Origin of the sequence: Dankookia sp. GCM10030260, assembly GCF_042666655.1 — a bacterium.
Lineage (GTDB): Bacteria > Pseudomonadota > Alphaproteobacteria > Acetobacterales > Acetobacteraceae > Paracraurococcus.
Genome location: NZ_JBHTDE010000007.1, coordinates 219,790 through 234,509 on the forward strand (window position 1 = coordinate 219,790; position 14,720 = coordinate 234,509).

At 72.6% G+C, this 14,720-nt stretch carries 13 protein-coding genes and 1 rRNA gene; 7 read left to right on the plus strand and 7 right to left on the minus strand.

What is annotated here, in order from left to right; translation table 11 throughout:
* Positions 1-4 precede the first annotated feature (4 nt).
* Positions 5-1,966 (plus strand): acetyl/propionyl/methylcrotonyl-CoA carboxylase subunit alpha, encoded by a 1,962-nt coding sequence (locus tag ACFQS7_RS21420; protein WP_380069171.1) that lies wholly within the window; start codon positions 5-7, stop codon positions 1,964-1,966.
* A gap of 107 nt (positions 1,967-2,073) precedes the next feature.
* On the opposite strand, the gene ACFQS7_RS21425 is transcribed toward ACFQS7_RS21420, so the two are convergent.
* The 6 genes from ACFQS7_RS21425 to ACFQS7_RS21450 all read right to left on the minus strand — a co-directional run bounded on the left by ACFQS7_RS21425 (position 2,074) and on the right by ACFQS7_RS21450 (position 9,275).
* A complete protein-coding gene (locus ACFQS7_RS21425; protein WP_380069172.1) occupies positions 2,074-2,631 on the minus strand; it encodes a DUF2585 family protein in 558 nt (185 codons plus the stop codon).
* Positions 2,632-2,667: 36 nt separating this feature from the next.
* Complete coding sequence (locus ACFQS7_RS21430) at positions 2,668-3,105, minus strand: hypothetical protein (RefSeq protein WP_380069173.1); 438 nt, start codon at positions 3,103-3,105, stop codon at positions 2,668-2,670.
* Positions 3,106-3,175: 70 nt separating this feature from the next.
* Positions 3,176-3,547, minus strand: coding sequence for a DUF805 domain-containing protein (locus tag ACFQS7_RS21435; RefSeq protein ID WP_380069174.1), 372 nt, complete (start codon positions 3,545-3,547; stop codon positions 3,176-3,178).
* Between the two features lie 47 nt (positions 3,548-3,594).
* Positions 3,595-6,795: an error-prone DNA polymerase gene (locus ACFQS7_RS21440; RefSeq protein ID WP_380069175.1), complete on the minus strand. Its 3,201-nt coding sequence runs from the start codon at positions 6,793-6,795 to the stop codon at positions 3,595-3,597.
* Between the two features lie 75 nt (positions 6,796-6,870).
* Positions 6,871-8,451, minus strand: a complete 1,581-nt coding sequence (locus ACFQS7_RS21445; RefSeq protein WP_380069176.1) for a Y-family DNA polymerase — start codon at positions 8,449-8,451, stop codon at positions 6,871-6,873.
* Positions 8,448-9,275, minus strand: coding sequence for an ImuA family protein (locus ACFQS7_RS21450; protein WP_380069177.1), 828 nt, complete (start codon positions 9,273-9,275; stop codon positions 8,448-8,450). The genes ACFQS7_RS21445 and ACFQS7_RS21450 overlap by 4 nt, the downstream gene beginning before the upstream one ends.
* Positions 9,276-9,433: 158 nt before the next feature.
* Here ACFQS7_RS21450 and ACFQS7_RS21455 point away from each other — a divergent pair, with 158 nt between their 5' ends.
* The 3 genes from ACFQS7_RS21455 to ACFQS7_RS21465 all read left to right on the plus strand — a co-directional run bounded on the left by ACFQS7_RS21455 (position 9,434) and on the right by ACFQS7_RS21465 (position 11,717).
* Entirely contained in the window at positions 9,434-10,477 is a 1,044-nt protein-coding gene (locus ACFQS7_RS21455; protein WP_380069178.1) for a cysteine synthase A, read from the plus strand.
* 11 nt (positions 10,478-10,488) lie between these two features.
* Positions 10,489-11,208 (plus strand): serine O-acetyltransferase, encoded by a 720-nt coding sequence (gene cysE, locus ACFQS7_RS21460; RefSeq protein WP_380069179.1) that lies wholly within the window; start codon positions 10,489-10,491, stop codon positions 11,206-11,208.
* 77 nt (positions 11,209-11,285) lie between these two features.
* Positions 11,286-11,717, plus strand: coding sequence for an OsmC family protein (locus ACFQS7_RS21465; protein WP_380069180.1), 432 nt, complete (start codon positions 11,286-11,288; stop codon positions 11,715-11,717).
* 66 nt (positions 11,718-11,783) lie between these two features.
* Here ACFQS7_RS21465 and ACFQS7_RS21470 read toward each other — a convergent pair whose 3' ends face one another.
* Complete coding sequence (locus ACFQS7_RS21470; protein WP_380069181.1) at positions 11,784-11,993, minus strand: DUF1127 domain-containing protein; 210 nt, start codon at positions 11,991-11,993, stop codon at positions 11,784-11,786.
* Positions 11,994-12,114: 121 nt separating this feature from the next.
* Here ACFQS7_RS21470 and ACFQS7_RS21475 point away from each other — a divergent pair, with 121 nt between their 5' ends.
* The 3 genes from ACFQS7_RS21475 to ACFQS7_RS21485 form a co-directional block, all read left to right on the plus strand.
* Positions 12,115-12,993, plus strand: coding sequence for a LysR substrate-binding domain-containing protein (locus ACFQS7_RS21475; protein WP_380069182.1), 879 nt, complete (start codon positions 12,115-12,117; stop codon positions 12,991-12,993).
* Between the two features lie 83 nt (positions 12,994-13,076).
* Entirely contained in the window at positions 13,077-14,045 is a 969-nt protein-coding gene (locus ACFQS7_RS21480; protein WP_380069183.1) for a tripartite tricarboxylate transporter substrate binding protein, read from the plus strand.
* Between the two features lie 554 nt (positions 14,046-14,599).
* Positions 14,600-14,720: ribosomal RNA gene (locus ACFQS7_RS21485) — 16S ribosomal RNA — on the plus strand; the annotation flags it as partial.

The following is a 14,720-nucleotide window of genomic DNA, read 5'->3' on the forward strand; positions in this document are numbered from 1 at the left end:
GGCCATGTTCCGCACCATCCTCATCGCCAATCGCGGCGAGATCGCCTGCCGCATCATCCGCACCGCGCGGCGGATGGGCATCCGCAGCGTCGCCGTCTTCTCCGAGGCCGATGCCAGGGCGCAGCACGTGGCACTGGCCGATGCGGCATACCCGATCGGCCCGGCCCGCGCCGCCGACAGCTACCTCCGCATCGACCGTATCCTGGAGGCCGCCCGCGCCAGCGGCGCCGAGGCGATCCATCCCGGCTACGGCTTCCTGTCGGAGAATGCCGGCTTCGCCGAAGCCTGCGCCGCGGCCGGCATCGCCTTCATCGGCCCGCCGCCCGCCGCGATCCGCGCCATGGGCAGCAAGGCGGAATCGAAGCGCCTGATGGAGGAGGCCGGCGTCCCCATCGTCCCCGGCTACCATGGGGAGAACCAGGACGAGGCGCAGCTTGCCGACCAGGCCGCCCGCATCGGCTTTCCCATCCTCATCAAGGCCAGCGCCGGCGGCGGCGGCAAGGGCATGCGGCCGGTGCTGCGCGCCGAGGATTTCGCCGCCCAGCTTGCCGGCGCCCGGCGCGAGGCCAAGGCCGCCTTCGGCGACGACCGCGTGCTGCTCGAGCGCTACCTGCAGAAGCCGCGCCATGTCGAGGTGCAGGTCTTCGCCGACATGCAAGGCAGCACGCTGCACCTGCATACCCGCGACTGTTCCGTGCAGCGCCGCCACCAGAAGGTGCTGGAGGAAGCCCCGGCCCCCGACCTGCCGCCCGCCCTCCGCGCCCGCCTGCATGACGCCGCCGTCGCCGCGGCGCGCGCCGTCGGCTATGTCTCGGCCGGCACGGTGGAATTCATCGTCGAGGGCGACGACGCCTTCTTCATGGAGATGAACACCCGCCTGCAGGTCGAGCACCCGGTGACGGAAATGATCACCGGCCTCGACCTGGTGGAATGGCAGCTCCGCATCGCCGCCGGCGAGCCGCTGCCGCTGCGCGAGGCCCCGGCGCCGCAGGGCCACAGCGTCGAGGTCCGGCTCTATGCCGAGGACCCGGCGCAGGATTTCCGCCCCTCCACCGGCCCGCTGCGCCGCTTCACCCTGCCGGATCCGGCCCCCGACCTGCGGATCGAAAGCGGCGTGGTGGAGGGCGATGCGATCACGCCCTTCTACGACCCGATGATCGCCAAGCTGGTCGCCTGGGGGCCCGACCGCGGCGCGGCGCTGGCGCGGCTCGGCACGGCGCTCGACGCTTGCCGGATCGCCGGCATCACCAGCAACCTCGGCTTCCTGCAGCGGCTGGTGGCGCATCCGGCGATGCGGGCGGCGGAGTTGGACACCGGCTTCGCCGGCCGCTTCGCCGCCGACCTGCAACCGCCGGCCCGTCCCGCGCCCGCCCTGGCGCTGGCCGCCGCGGCGCTGGAAGCCCTGCTGCCCGCGGCGGGCATGCCGGCCGACCCCTGGGAACGCCATGACGGCTGGCGGCTGCAGGGCGGCGGCTCGCAGCTCGTGCTGCTGGCGGATGGCGAGGCGCTGCACCGCCTGCGCCTCGTCCATGCCGGTGCCGGCTGGCGCGTCGCGCTGGACGGCGGCGACGCGGTGCTCGCCGGCCGCCGCCTCGACGGCGCGCTGCAGGTCACGCTCGACGGCGCCATCCACCGCATCCCCATGCTGCGCGACGGCGACGCCGTCCAGGTCGTGCTGCCCGAGGGTGCCTGGACCCTCCGCCTGCGCGACGCCTATGTCCCGGCCGAGGGCGAGGCCGTCGGCCAGGGGCGGCTTGCCGCGCCCATCCCCGGCCGCGTCGTGCAGGTGCTGGTGAAGGAGGGCGAGAGCGTCTCGCGCGGCCAGGTCCTGGCGGTGCTGGAGGCGATGAAGACCGAGCTGCGCATCACCGCCCCGGCCGATGGCGTGGTCGCCCATATCGGCTGCGCCGCCGGCGACAGCGTGGAGGAGGGGACCGAGATCGTCACCCTGGTGGCGCCGGACTGAGCCGCCACCCTGGCTCGACAGGCTTTCGCCACGGATCGCGGTGCTGCGGCCTCATCTGCCGGCCGGCATGGCGGCGGTGCGGTGGCCGCGTGCGGGGGCGATAGGGTTCAGCCGCCGGCCTGCCAGTCGCGGATCGCCGGCACCGGATGCAGCAGCATCAGCACGTTGAGCGTCAGGTTGTCCCGGATCACCGCCAGCGCCAGCAGTTCAAGCCCCAGGGCCAGCAGCACCGAGAGCCAGACCGGCAGGCGGGAGGCCAGCCAGAAGCCCAGCAGCATCGCCAGCATGTCGCTGACCGAGTTGAGGACGCTGTCGCCGTAATAGTCGAGCGCGATGGTCGCGGCGCGGTAGCGCTCGATGACCCAGCTGCTGTTCTCGGCGACCTCCCAGGCCGCTTCGATGGCCAGGGCGATCAGCGCGCGCAGGCCCCGCGGCACCCGCGGCAGGGCCAGTGCCAGCAGCGCGTAGAACAGCAGGCCATGGACGACGTGGGAGGGCGTGTACCAATCGGCGACCTGCTGCGAATTCTCCGCGCTGTTCACCGCATTGGCCCAGAGCCGGATGGTGCCGCAGCGGCACCAGGGCTCCCGCCCCATGGCGAGCTCGATGGCGGCGGCGGCGAGGATGAGCAGCAGGCCGAGCAAGGGCCAGGTCCGGGCGGGCATGGCGGCAGTCTGCAACGAATCCGGCCGGCCTGGAACTCAGCGCAGCGGGTTGCGCAGCAGCAGCCCGGCCCGGGCGAGGGCGATGCCGAGCGGGATGGCGGCGGCCAAAGCCTCCTGCGCCGCCACGGGCGGCAGGTGCTGCAGCAGCAGGGCGAAGGCTTCCCGCCGCGCGCCGCGCTGGGTCAGGGCGCAGCCGAGCAGCAGCCTGGCCTCGGCCGGCGCGACGCGCGGGCAGAGCGGGCAGGCGGCGGTCAGCGCGTCGCCGGCGGCGCGCATCAGCGCATCCAGCGGGATCAGCGCCGCCTCCGCCCCTTCGGTGATGAAGGGCAGGCGGGGCGCGGGCCGCGGCGGTTCGCCCCGGCGCGCCGCCGCGGCCCAGAGCCGGATGCCGTCCAGCAGCAGGCGCTCGGGCGGCGGCAGGGCTTCGGCCAGGGCATTGGCCCAGGGCCAGGTGGGAAGTCCATGAGTCGCCATCGGGGATCCTCCTGGCGACATGCTTATCGCAAATGCGACTTACTCGCAAATGCTGCCGTCCGAGTCCGGGTCACGCTCCGGTGGCGGTGGGGGCCGGCCCGAAGCGGTTCGGCCCGGCATCGCCCGGACGGGCCAGCCAGATGATCAGCAGGATGAAGCCGACCAGCGGCACCAGCGAGATCAGCAGCCACCAGCCGCTGTGGTCGGTGTCGTGCAGCCGCCGCACGCCGACGCCGATGCCCGGCAGCAGGACCGCCAGGCTGTAGAGGCCGTTCAGCAACCCGCCGCTGCCGCCGCCGAAGATGGCGACGTCCAGCAGCCCGGTCGCGCCGTGCATCAGGATGTTGAAGAGGAAGAACCACCAGTATTCGGACCGGCGGGCGCGGCCCTCGAAGACCGCGTATTTCGAGAAGCAAACGGCGATCGCCTGCTGGAAGCCCATCGGGATCGTCTCCTGGTTCGATCGGCAGGGTAGCCAGCCGCTGCCGCTCAGTGGAAGTCCCGGCTGGGCGGCAGCTTCATCCGCGGGTTGTCGCGCAGGTCGGGCTTCGCCACCTCGTCGGCACGGGCCAGGGCGCGGCGCCAGGGCCCGGTGCTGGGATCGTCCAGCGCCGCCAGGCCGGCCAGCAACTCCGACCGGTCGAGCAGCCGCCGTACGATCAGGTGGATGACCGGCACCGCGGCATCCAGCCGCTCGACCCGGCCTTCCGCCACGACCAGCCGGGCGGCGACCACGGCGGCGCGGAATTCGCGGGCGAGGTCGGGGTAGACGACCAGGTTGGCGACGCCCCATTCGTCCTCCACCGTGAAGAAGACCACGCCCTTGGCGCTGCCCGGGCGCTGCCGCACCAGCACCAGGCCGGGCAGGCGGATCCAGGTGCCGCGCCGGGCCGCGTTCAGCACGCGGGTATCGGCCAGGGCTTCGGCGTCCAGCACCGGCCGCAGCAGGGCCAGCGGGTGGTGGCGCAGCGTGAGGCCGGTGGCGGTGTAGTCCAGCACCGTCTCCTCCCCGGCCGTGGCGGCGGGCAGGCTGGCGGCGGGCTCGAACAGCTCGCCCTGCAGGGGGGCGGGGGCTTCCACCGCCGCGGCCTCCCACAGTGCGGCGCGGCGGTCGAGGCCGAAGGAGCGGAAGGCATCCGCCTCCGCCAGCCGCTCCACCGCGCCGCGGTCGAGGGCAGCGCGGCGGATGAGGTCGGCCAGCGAGCGTGCCGGCCGGGCGGCGGCGATGCGCTTGGCGGCGGCTTCGGGGAAGCCCTGCACCTGGCGCAGGCCGAGCCGCAGCGCGAGGCCGCCGGTGCTGCCCGGGGCGGGTTCCAGCGAGCCGTCCCAGTCGCTGGCCAGGGCATCGGCGGCCAGGATGCGCACGCCGTGCTCCCGTGCGTCGCGGACGATCTGCGCCGGGGCGTAGAAGCCCATCGGCTGGCTGTTCAGCAGGGCGCAGGCGAAGGCCGCCGGGTGCCAGCGCTTCAGCCAGGCGGAGACATAGACCAGCTGGGCGAAGGCGGCAGCGTGGGACTCCGGGAAGCCGTAGGTGCCGAAGCCCTCGATCTGGCGGAAGCAGCGGTCGGCGAAATCCTCGGCGATGCCGTTCGCCGCCATGCCGGCGACGAAGTCCTGGCGGAACTGCCAGATGGTGCCGACATGGCGGAAGGTCGCCATGGCCCGGCGCAGCTCGTCGGCGCGGGCCGGGGTGAAGCCGGCGCCGACGATGGCGATCTGCATCGCCTGCTCCTGGAACAGCGGCACGCCGAGGGTCTTCTCCAGCACCGGCCTGAGCTTTTCCGAGGGGTACTGCGGTTCTTCCTCGCCGCTTCGCCGCCGCAGGTAGGGATGCACCATGTCGCCCTGGATCGGGCCGGGGCGGACGATCGCCACCTGGATGACCAGGTCGTAGAACTCCCGGGGCCGCAGGCGCGGCAGCATGTTCATCTGTGCCCGGCTCTCGACCTGGAAGACGCCCAGGGAGTCGGCGCGGCGCAGCATGGCATAGGTCTCGGGGTCGTCCTGCGGCACGGATTGCAGGGTCAGCGGCGTACCGCCATGCAGCGCGACCAGGTCGAAGGCGCGGCGGATGCAGGACAGCATGCCGAGGCCGAGCACATCGACCTTGAGGATCTTCAGCGCCTCGATGTCGTCCTTGTCCCATTCGATGGTGTGGCGGCCGGCCATCGCCGCCCTGGTGACGATGGCGAGCTCGGTCAACCGGCCGCGGGTGATGACGAAGCCGCCGACATGCGTGGCGAGATGCCGCGGAAAATCCAGCAATTCCTCGGTCAGCTCGCAGGCCAGGCGCAGCCGCGGGTCTTCCTCCGGCTTCAGCCCCTGGTCGGCGGCGATCTCGGCGATGGAGGCGGCGCCGGCACCCCAGACGGACTTCGCCAGCCGTCCCGTCACGTCCTCCGACAATCCCATGGCCTTGCCGACCTCGCGGATGGCGCTGCGGTCGCGGTAGCGGATCAGGGTGGCGGCGATGGCGGCGCGGTCGCGGCCGTAGCGCCGGTAGATATGCTGGATCACCTCCTCGCGCCGCTCATGCTCGAAATCCACGTCGATGTCGGGCGGCTCGTTGCGCGATTCGCTGATGAAGCGCTCGAACAGCAGCGTGTGCTTGGCTGGATCGACCGAGGTGATGCCGAGCACGTAGCAGACCGCGGAATTCGCCGCCGAGCCGCGGCCCTGGCAGAGGATGCCGGCATCGACCGCGAAGCGGACGATCTCGTGCACCGTCAGGAAATAGGGCGCGTAGCCCATGCGCGCGATCAGATTGAGTTCGTAGCCCAGTTGCGCCGCGACCTTGCCCGGCGGGCCGTCCGGCCATTTCGCCGCGGCGGCCTCCGCCACGCGCCTGGCCAGGGTCTGCTGCGGCGTCAGGCCGGGGTCGAGGATCTCGTCGGGGTATTCATAGGCCAGTTCGCGGAGCGAGAAGCGGCAGGCGGCGGCGACGCGCAGCGTGGCGTCCACCGCATCCGCGTGCCCGGCGAACAGCCGGCGCATCTCGGCGGCGGGCTTCAGATGCGCCTCGGCATTGCGCTCCGCCGCATAGCCCAGCGCATCGATGGTGGTGCCGAGCCGGATGGCGCTGAGCACGTCGGCCAGGCGGCGGCGCCCGGCCTGGTGGTAGCGGGCGGCGCCGGCGGCGAGCAACGACGCGCCGGCGGCACCCGCCATGGCGGCGAGCAGGTCCAGCCGCTTGCGGTCGTCGCCGCGGTAGCGGTGCCGCGCGGCGCAGAACAGCGGCAAGGCGAGGCTGTGGCGCAGCGCGGCGGCGTCGCGCTGCAGGCGCCGGGCGAAGCCGTCATCCGGTGCGTCGGGCGGGACCAGGGCGAGGACCATGCCCTCGGCCGCGGCGAGCAGCGCGTCGCGCGGGATGTGGCATTCGCCCTTCGGCGCCGCCATCCGGCCGGTCGAGAGCAGGTGCGAGAGGCGGCCATAGGCGGCGCGGTCGCCCGGCCAGGCGAGATAGGCCTGCCCATCCGTCAGCGTCAGGCGTGCCCCCGGGACGAACTGGATTCCCGCCTGCTCCGCCGCCACCGTGCCGCGCACCAGACCCGCGAAACTGCTGTGGTCGGCGATGCCGATGGCCGCATGCCCCAGCGCCTTCGCTTCCGCGACGAGTTCGTGCGGATGCGAGGCGCCGTCGAGAAAGCTGAAATTCGACAACGCCGCCAGCTCGGCATACCCGCCGGTCATGCGGCGGACTCGAGGTGTCCAGAGGCCTTTCGGCCTTTGGCGGGTGGGTGCAGGGAGGGCAGAGCCCTCCCTGCGTCACTCGAACCGCCCATGCAGCCACCATTGGGTTTCCTCCCCCGGCACCGCGACGCCCGGGCGGCAGACCCAGAGCCGTGCCCCGGTGACCAGCTCCACCCGGTAGTAGTCGCGGAAGGGCCGCCCCGGCCGGTCCCGCCACCATTCCGGCGCGATGCGTTCCGGCCCTTCCGCCCGCGCCACCCGCCACGACGTCCGGCCGAGCCGCAGCAGGGAGGGCGGCGCATCCGGCAGCAGCGCCACCGCCGAAAGCCGGACCGGCCGGCGCAGCAGCCGCACCGGGCGCGGCCCGCTGCCGGGCCAGCCGGCGGGCGGCAGCACGCTTTCGAAAGGGCCGACGCGGAAGATGGCGCGTTCCGGCCAATGGCTGGCGCGCGGCGCCGGGCGCCAGATCTCGACGCGCTGGGCGAGGCGGTCGAGCAGCTCCGCCAGGGTCTGCCGGCGCGTGTCGGCGGAGGCGCCGCCCTCGCCGGGCAGGGCGGCTTGGACGGCGCTGAGCGGCGCGCAGGCGCGGGCTTCCAGCGCCAGGCGTTCGAAGCCGAAGCCGGGTTCCAGCCTTTCCAGCTTCTCGCGGAACAGCCGGGCGAGGTGGCGCGGGTCGCGCGCCGGCAGGCCGGTGCCGATCGCCGCCGCCTGCACCACGCCGTCGACGCGGAAGGCATGCAGCAGGAAACGCCGCGCGCCCTGGCCGGCCTCCTGCAACTGCCGGCAAAGCTCGGCCAGCAGCACGGCGAGGATGGCGTCGATCGCTTCCCGCGTCAGCACCGGTTCGAGGAGGTCGCGCGCGGCCAGGAAGTCGGGCGGCGGGCGCAGCGGGCGGAGCGGCCGCGGGCGGAGGCCGGTGGCGGCATCGAGCGTCGCCAGCAGATCCATGCCGAAGCGCTTCGCCAGCGGCCCGCGCGGCTGCCGCAGCAGGTCGCCGACGCGGCGCAGGCCCAGCCGGTGCAGCGCGGCGATGCTGGCCGGCGGCAGGCGCAGTGCCTGCAGGGGCAGGGGGGCGACGGCGGGCGCGTCCTCGCCCGGCGGGACGACGATCCCGACGCCGGCGCGCGCCAGGCCCGCGGCGCAATCCGCCGTGCCGGCGATGGCCACCTGCACGGTGACGCCGGCGCGGGCGAAGCGGGCGACGAGGGCGCGGCGCAGCGCCTCCTCCCCGCCATGCAGATGGGCGATGCCGGTGACGTCCAGCAGCAGCCCGTCCGGCGGGTCGAGCGCCGGCAGCGGGGTGACGCAGCGCGCCCAATGGGCGAGGCGGCGCAGCCAGGCGGCATCGGCCTCGGGCGCATGCGGGTGCAGCGCGAGCTCGGGCAGGATGGCCTGGGCATCGGCCAGGGCTTGGCCGGGACGCAGGCCGGCGGCGGCAGCTTCCGGGCTGACGGCGACGAGGTGGCGGCGGCTGGCCTCGGTGGTCCAGATCGCGGCAGGGCCGGTCAGGCAGAGGCGCTCGATGGGCAGCCAGGGGAGGTGCAGGGCGGCGATGCGGCGGGGGGAAGCGGGGCTTGGTGCCGGGGCCGGCCCGGGCTCCGGCGCGGGGCCGATACTGTCAGGGAGCCGCGGCGGCGCGCAGGCGCGGCGTCTCATCGCGCACGGCGCCTCGCGTGCAGCGTCACCGTCTCGACCTCGGCGTCCCGTTCATCGGCTTCCACCCCGGCATCGTCCAGGTCCAGCCGGTCCAGGGCAGGCCGCCAGACCACCTCCCAGCGCTGTGGCCGGGCGCCGCGGCCGCGCAGCAATTCCAGGCTCCAGCGCGGGTCGCCCAGGTCGTGCGCACTGCCTATCCCACTGGCGGTCCCGGCCAGCGCGCCGACCCGCCAGCGGGTCAGCGCCGCGGTCGCGCCACCCGCTTCCCCGGTATCCGGGCAGAGCAGCAGGCCGATGGCGCCGCCCGCCTCGGCCGCCAGTTGCAGCCGCCGCGCGGCGGTCAGGTCCAGCCCGTCCACCGCCAGCAGCGCGCCGGCGACGCCGGGGCAGCGCAGGCTTTCCTCCATCGCCCAGAGCGCATCCTGCCGCCGCGGCGCCTGCACCAGCACCAGGTCGGCGGGGGAAAGGCCGAAGCGGGCCAGGCCGGGCGGCCAGGCATCCGGCTCGGCGGCGATCCACAGGACGGTGCCGCGGGCACGGGCCAGCAGCAGGCCGCAGAAGCCGGCGGCGGCGCCGGGATCGGCCGCCAGCACCTCATGCACCGCGGCGCGGGCCAGGCCGCCGCCGGGCAGGCGCTGGTCGATGGCGTCGCACAAGGGCAGGCTGTCGGTAGCGTCGCACAAGGGCAGGCTGTCGCCTGCGGCGGCCCGGGCGCCGCTGCGGTCCAGCCGGGCGATGCGCGCGCGCAGCGCCGCCAGGACGGCGGGGCGGTCGAGGGCATGGCCGGGCGGAGGGCTCGGCGGAGAATCGGGAGGGAATGTCATGGCGTGTTCGCGCTATGTTCTTGTAGCGGACCGGGTCAGGTCAAGCGTTACCCGCGTGAAACACACATGCAGGGACATGCGGGCAGGGCAGGAATGCGCGCAAGCCCCTTGAATCCAGGCCCTCAACAGCCGCAGATCACGGAAAGCCCGGAGGACCCATGAGCGCCGCAATCGCCACCCCGACTCCGATGCACGTGGTGGACGGCTTCGCCGGCGCCGTGGGCAACACGCCGCTGATCCGTCTGCGCCGCGCAAGTGCTGCGACCGGCTGCGAGATCCTCGGCAAGGCGGAATTCATGCAGCCCGGCGGCAGCGTGAAGGACCGCGCCGGCCTCGGCATCATCGAGGATGCCGAGCGGCGCGGGCAGCTCACGCCCGGGGAGCCGGGGATCGTGGTGGAAGGGACCGCCGGCAATACCGGCATCGGCCTGACGCTGATGGCCAATGCGCGCGGCTACCGGGCGATCATCGTGGTCCCCCGCACGCAGAGCCGGGAGAAGCTCGACTTCCTGCGGATGATCGGTGCCGACCTGCGGCTGGTCGATCCCAAGCCGCTGCGCGACCCCGGGCACTACGTCAATTTTTCCCGCGCGATCGCCGAGGAGCTGGCCGCGAGGGGCGAGCGGGTGATCTGGGCCAACCAGTTCGGCAACCTGGCCAATGCGGCGGTGCATGAGGCGACGACCGGACCGGAGATCTGGGCGCAGACGGCCGGCCGGGTGGATGCCTTCACCTGCGCCTGCGGCACCGGCGGCACGCTGACCGGCGTCGCCCGGGCGCTGAAGGCGCGCAATCCCCAGGTCCGCATCGTGCTGGCCGACCCGATGGGCAGCGGGCTCCACAGCTGGCTCAAGACCGGCGAGGTGAAGGCCGAGGGCAACTCGATCACCGAGGGCATCGGCCAGGCCACCGCGGCGCCGGCGAATCTGGTGCATGGCCGGGATTTCATCGACGACGCGGTGCAGGTGACCGACCCGGTGGCGCTGGAGCAGGTTTTCGACCTGCAGCAGCACGAGGGGATCTCGGTCGGCGGCTCGGCCGGCGTCAACGTCGCGGCCGCCATCGCCGTGGCGCGGCAGATGGGGCCGGGCCACACCATCGTGACCATCCTCTGCGATGGCGGCGCGCGCTACCAGAGCAAGCTCTTCAACCCGGAATTCCTGCGCGAGAAGGGGCTGCCCGTGCCCCCCTGGCTGGCCTAAGGACGCTTCCCATGGAGATCATCGAGCTCGCCCGCACCGTCCGCGAACGCGACCCGGCCAGGCCCAGCTGGCTGGAGGCGGTGACCTGCTATGCTGGGCTGCAGGCGGTGCTGATGCACCGGCTGGCGCATGCGCTGTACCGCCCCGGCTTCAAGGCGCTGGCGCGGATGGTGTCGCACACCAGCCGCTTCATCACCGGGATCGAGATCCATCCCGGTGCGAGGATCGGCCGGCGGCTGTTCATCGACCACGGCATGGGCGTGGTGATCGGCGAGACGGCGGAGGTCGGCGACGACGTGCTGATCTACCACGGGGTGACGCTGGGCGGGCTCAGCCTGGCGAACCATGCCGGGCCGGGCGGCAAGCGGCACCCGACGATCGGCGACGGGGTGGCGATCGGCGCCGGGGCGCAGGTGCTGGGCCCGATCCGCATCGGCGACGGGGCGCGGATCGGCGCCAATGCGGTGGTGGCGAGCGAGGTGCCGGCGGGCGAGACCGTGATCGGCATCCCGGCGCGGCCGCCGCATGAGCACCGCATCCTGACCGGGGCGTCGATCGGGCGCGCGGCGCCGGCGCCGAGCCCCGGCTACGGGTTGCTCGACATGCCCTGCGACCCGGTGGGGGAGGAGATCGCCACCCTGCGGGCCGAGGTGGCGACGTTGCGGGCGGAGATGGCGACCCTCCGCCGCCAGGGGGCGAGCCAGGCCGCGGGGATGCCGGCGGCGGAATAGGCAACCGGAACAGCCCATGCGGTCTTTCAATGCGGAGCGCGGGGGCGACCCGGCGCCGGCATTGGAAGGAACGCATCATGGCCAGCATCAAGCGCAGCGCGAGTGCCGCGTGGCAGGGCACCGGCAAGGACGGCAAGGGGGCGCTGACCACCCAGAGCGGCACGCTGAAGGGGACGCCCTACGGTTTCAACAGCCGTTTCGGCGATGGCCAGGGGACCAATCCGGAGGAGCTGATCGCCGCGGCGCATGCCGGCTGCTTCACCATGGCGCTGGCCTTCAAGCTGCAGGGCGCCGGGCTGACGCCGGAAAGCCTGGCGACCGAGGCGAAGCTGACGATGGAGCAGGACGGGCCCGGCTGGAAGATCGCCGCGATCGCGCTGAGCCTGAAGGCCAAGGTGCCCGGCGCCTCGCCCGAGCAGTTCCAGTCGCTGGCCGCGGATGCCAAGGCGACCTGCCCGGTCAGCCGCGTGCTGAACGCCGACATCACGCTGGACGCGACCCTCGAATAGCGAGGCTCAAACCCACAACAAGAGAGAGGGTGCAGGGGGAATACCTCCCCCTGCCGCTTGCCTGCCCTACCGCGGCGTCAGGTCCCAGGGCAGCCGGTCCGCCTCCTGCAGCGCATCCACCCGGCTGATGCCGATGTCGCGCAGCATGCGGTCGTCCATCTCGGCCAGTTGCCGGCGGGTCTGCAGGGCGCGCCACATGGCAGGCAGGCCGCCGAGACGGGGCAGCTTGGGGGCCAGCGTGAAGGGACTGAAGGCGAAGGTGCTACGGATCGCCATGGTGGGATCTCCTTTTCCCGACCGAGGATGGGCTCCTCAGGACGGGAAAGATGTGCGGGGGAGCAGAATAAGGAAAACGAATTGCATTGACGCCGCCCATCAGTAGTTTTGATATGGCGCCATGCTTGCACTGCCCCCCGGCCTCGACCCCGACCTGCTGCGCAGCTTCGTCCTGATCGCCGAGGGCGGCAGCTTCACCCGCGCCGCCCAGGCGGTGGGGCGGACCCAATCCGCAGTGTCCATGCAGATCCGCCGGCTGGAGGAAGCGCTGGGCCAGCCGCTGCTGCTGCGCGGCGCTCGTGGCGTGGAGCCGACGGCGCATGGCCAATGGCTGCTGGAACGGGCGCGCCGCATCCTGGCGCTGAACGACGAGATCGTGGCGAGCTTCCGCCAGCCGGAGGTGGCCGGGCAGGTCCGGCTCGGCTCCCCGGACGATTACGCGCTGGGCTGGCTGCCCGGCATCCTGTCCCGCTACGCCGCCAGCCATCCGGCGGTGCAGGTGGAGGTGACCTGCGCGCCGTCGAACGAGTTGGTCGACCGGCTGGCGGCGGGCGAGCTGGACCTGACCCTGCTGTCCGAGGGCAACGAGCCGCCGGGTGGGCGGGCGCGTTGGCTCTGGCGCGGCCCGCTGCACTGGGTAGGAAGTGAGGATGTGGCGCGGCGGCGGCCCCTGCCGATGACGCTGGCACGCGGTGGCTGCGCCTGGCGGCGCGCGGCGATCGAGGCGCTGGAGGCGGCGGGGATGCCTTGGCGGATGGCCTATACCTCGGCCTCCCTGTCGGGGTGCCTCGCGGTGGCGCTGGCCGGGCTGGCGGTGACGGTGGCGATGCCGGTGCCGCTGCCGGACGGGGTGCGGCGGCTGGGGCCGGAGGAAGGGCTGCCGAAGCTGCCCGACTTCGCCATCGGCCTGCTGCGCGGCCCGGGGACCCCGGTGGCGGAGGCACTGGCGCGGCATATCGAGGAGAGCTTCCGGACCGGCGAGGCGCTGGAGGCGGCCTGACGGGGCTTGAGTCGGAATGCGATCGGGTCCATTTGCGCGCGACCTTCAGCGGGCCGCAACAAGGCCGAAACCGAGGATCGCCCATGCATCGTCGTACCCTGTTGGCCGGACTGGCCGCGGGCCTGGCTTCGCCTGCTGTCCTGCGCGCGCAATCGGCCTGGCCGGACCGGTCGATCCGGCTGATCGTGCCCTGGCCTCCGGGTGGGTCGACCGACACCATCGCGCGGATCTTCCAGCCGAAGCTGTCCGAGCTGCTGGGCAAGCCGGTGATCATCGACAACCGCGGCGGCGCCTCGGGCTCGATCGGGGCGATCGAGGCGGCGCGGGCGGCAGCGGATGGCAGCACCTGGATGCTGGCCTACGACAACGAGGCGACCAACCAGACCCTGATGCGGCTGCCCTACAAGGCGCTCGAGGCCTTCGCGCCGGTGAGCCTGGTGGCGGACGGGCCGTTGGCGCTGGTGGCGCACCAGTCCACGCCGTACCGCAGCTTCCAGGACGTGGTCGCGGCGGCCAAGGCGGCGCCGGACACGATCAGCTTTGCAAGTTCTGGAGTGGGCGGGCTGGCGCATGTCGCGACCACGCTGCTGCAGCAGCAGGGCGGCTTCAGCCTGGTGCACGTACCCTACCGGGGCGGCGGGCCGGCCGTGCAGGACGCGGTCGCGGGCAACGTGCCGTTGTTCATGTCGAACGTCGTCATCATCAGCCAGCACATCAAGGCGGGGACCTTGCGGCCGCTGGGGGTGACCACGGCCGGGGAGACGCGGCACGTGCCCGGGGTGAAGAGCTTTGCGCAGCAGGGCTTTGCCGGGTTCGAGGCGCCGACCTGGTGGGCCTTCCTCGGCCGGGCCGGGACGCCGGAGCCGATCCTGGCACGGATGCGGGAGGCGCTGGCGGAGGCGCTGGCCGACCCGGTGGTGCGCAGCCGGATCGAGGAGCAGGGCGCCGACGTAAGGGCGACCGGGCCGGAGGAATGCCGGCAGTTCCTGGCGCAGGAGATCGACCGCTGGGGCCGGGTGATCCGCGACAACAACATCCGGGTGGATAGCTGAACCGCATCCAGGTTTCGCAAACTGCCATGAGGGGTGTTGACCCCCATGGCTGTCAGGCGTAGAGACTGGCCCACCGCAGCATGGCTGGGGCTTGACGATTGCTGGCGGTTTCGCCAGTATCCATGCCCCGCCGATGAGGCGGCCGAATCGCTGAGCGCGGCGTTCCTGCCGACCCCACAAGGGCGGAAGGAAAGGCTGTTGCAAGGCGGTTTGCCACTTGGCTTTGGCCAAGTGGATGTTCTTTGAAATTTGCATCGGGTTTTGGAAGCGCGTTTGAGAGAGCGTAGCTGTTTGGTTGTCCTGCGTGTGGGGCGGCTGGGGGGCGGGTTCTGTTGTGCGTGTCTTGCTTTGATTGTTTCTGCCGATGTGGCGGGGATGGGGAGTGGGATGCGCGGGCGGCGCTGCTGGCGGGTTTCGGCTTGCTGGTGGGTGTTGTCGTGCGGGGTCTGTTTTCTGGTGGTTTTGCGGGGATGGCTGGGTGGCGATGGAATGGATGGGTTTGGGTGGAGTTCGCGGGCATGGCCTGAGGCGCCTTCGGGCGCTGTTGGGCTGATGAACCTGAGAGTTTGATCCTGGCTCAGAGCGAACGCTGGCGGCATGCTTAACACATGCAAGTCGCACGGGCAGCAATGTCAGTGGCGGACGGGTGAGTATCGCGTAGGAATATATCCTGAG

Bases quoted from the DNA above. Each gene is read 5' to 3' on its own strand.
- ACFQS7_RS21430 (WP_380069173.1), bottom strand. From the start codon at position 3,105: ATGGCGACTCATGGACTTCCCACCTGGCCCTGGGCCAATGCCCTGGCC.
- ACFQS7_RS21445 (WP_380069176.1), bottom strand. From the start codon at position 8,451: ATGAGACGCCGCGCCTGCGCGCCGCCGCGGCTCCCTGACAGTATCGGC.
- ACFQS7_RS21450 (WP_380069177.1), bottom strand. From the start codon at position 9,275: ATGACATTCCCTCCCGATTCTCCGCCGAGCCCTCCGCCCGGCCATGCC.
- ACFQS7_RS21470 (WP_380069181.1), bottom strand. From the start codon at position 11,993: ATGGCGATCCGTAGCACCTTCGCCTTCAGTCCCTTCACGCTGGCCCCC.
- ACFQS7_RS21440 (WP_380069175.1), bottom strand. From the start codon at position 6,795: ATGACCGGCGGGTATGCCGAGCTGGCGGCGTTGTCGAATTTCAGCTTT.
- ACFQS7_RS21475 (WP_380069182.1), top strand. From the start codon at position 12,115: ATGCTTGCACTGCCCCCCGGCCTCGACCCCGACCTGCTGCGCAGCTTC.
- ACFQS7_RS21455 (WP_380069178.1), top strand. From the start codon at position 9,434: ATGAGCGCCGCAATCGCCACCCCGACTCCGATGCACGTGGTGGACGGC.
- ACFQS7_RS21480 (WP_380069183.1), top strand. From the start codon at position 13,077: ATGCATCGTCGTACCCTGTTGGCCGGACTGGCCGCGGGCCTGGCTTCG.
- ACFQS7_RS21465 (WP_380069180.1), top strand. From the start codon at position 11,286: ATGGCCAGCATCAAGCGCAGCGCGAGTGCCGCGTGGCAGGGCACCGGC.
- cysE (WP_380069179.1), top strand. From the start codon at position 10,489: ATGGAGATCATCGAGCTCGCCCGCACCGTCCGCGAACGCGACCCGGCC.
- ACFQS7_RS21425 (WP_380069172.1), bottom strand. From the start codon at position 2,631: ATGCCCGCCCGGACCTGGCCCTTGCTCGGCCTGCTGCTCATCCTCGCC.
- ACFQS7_RS21420 (WP_380069171.1), top strand. From the start codon at position 5: ATGTTCCGCACCATCCTCATCGCCAATCGCGGCGAGATCGCCTGCCGC.
- ACFQS7_RS21435 (WP_380069174.1), bottom strand. From the start codon at position 3,547: ATGGGCTTCCAGCAGGCGATCGCCGTTTGCTTCTCGAAATACGCGGTC.